The 1142-nt window shown below is 58.5% G+C and carries 2 protein-coding genes; both read right to left on the bottom strand.

Annotated elements, in window-relative coordinates:
- Window positions 1–198: 198 nt before the first annotated feature.
- On the bottom strand, window positions 199–732 hold the full coding sequence (locus ACO2TI_RS22980) for a hypothetical protein (RefSeq protein WP_423287869.1): 534 nt from the start codon (window positions 730–732) through the stop codon (window positions 199–201).
- A gap of 85 nt (window positions 733–817) precedes the next feature.
- Window positions 818–1142 (bottom strand): hypothetical protein (locus tag ACO2TI_RS22975; protein WP_423287867.1); only part of this gene is annotated, 325 nt, incomplete at its 5' end.

The raw sequence follows: 1142 nt of genomic DNA, 5'->3' as shown, positions 1-1142 counted from the left end.
TTGCTCAAACGCAGCGCGACCGAGACACCGGCGAGTGGATCAAGACGTCGAAATGCAAACGAGCCGCTGGCGCAGCTCGTTGAGGTCAGTCGTTGCTTGACTGCGGGGGAAGCCCTTGTAGTTGAAGCTGAGCCGCGGACCGAGGCTTGCCGAGGGACGTCGGCTCGAGCGACCGGTTAGAGCGCACCGCGGAAACGCCTAGACGCCCCATACCGCTACGACTCGAACAGCGCGAGTAACAGGATCGAACATAACGTACTGGCCGCCCTCGTAATAGGTTGGGTGGTAAAGCATGGGCTGTCCCTTTAAAACGAGGCGTTTGAAGACACCCTGAGGAACCGTAAGCGTTGCCTCGCCTTCCAGCGTCTGATCTTCCGGCTTGGGCGTTGGGAATTGATTTCTTGGAACAAGTGCCCTTGATGTGAGGTCGTTGACGAACTCGCGAGCCTCTTCAGGAAGACTTGGATCATCCCACTGCGTTGCGGTGTGCTTCTTGAATGGCGCCACGTACGCATACAGCACCCTACCCGTTGCGGATACAACTACAAAGGACAGTTTCGCTGAATGGCACGCTCCTGAACCAATACTCACAGTCAGGCGATCGTTGGAGGTGGGCGATGCAAAGGGAATACGCCGTGAAGATGAATACTGACACGGCGGATCGGAAGGCGACTGTGCTTGCGCGCCAACAGACAGGAACGCGAGCGTCAAGATGGCGATGCGTATGGGCATTTCGTGCGCTCTAACGATCTAGCTCAGCGGCTGCCGAAGGCAGTCCGCTGGAGCGACGGGTTGGGCGTGACGGTTCACCAACTTTTCACTCCTGCTTGTCGCGTGGACTCAGAAAGCCGCCAGGCGAACGATCTTCGACTTCCGCGACCATGCCGTTGACAAGCAACGCTGCTGCAACGATCGCGGCCCCGCCCCAGAACGGCATAGAGGAGAACGCCGAGATTAGTGCTCCGCCGCAACAGCAGATTGCGCACCAAACGACGAGGAGCTTCCAGTTCATGGCGCCCAACGAATGAAAGGGACTTCCCCGTCCCGAATGTGCCGCGGCGAAGCGGCAGCCGGCATCGAAGTGCCACGATGGGAAGTGCGAACTCTCATCAATGTTCGGAAGGGGAAGTCCATGGCCATTC

It is taken from the genome of Caldimonas sp. KR1-144, from assembly GCF_049446155.1.
Taxonomy (GTDB): Bacteria; Pseudomonadota; Gammaproteobacteria; order Burkholderiales; family Burkholderiaceae_C; genus Rivibacter.
The sequence above is the reverse complement of the archived record's forward strand: the minus strand, read 5'-3'. Positions and strand labels throughout refer to the sequence as shown.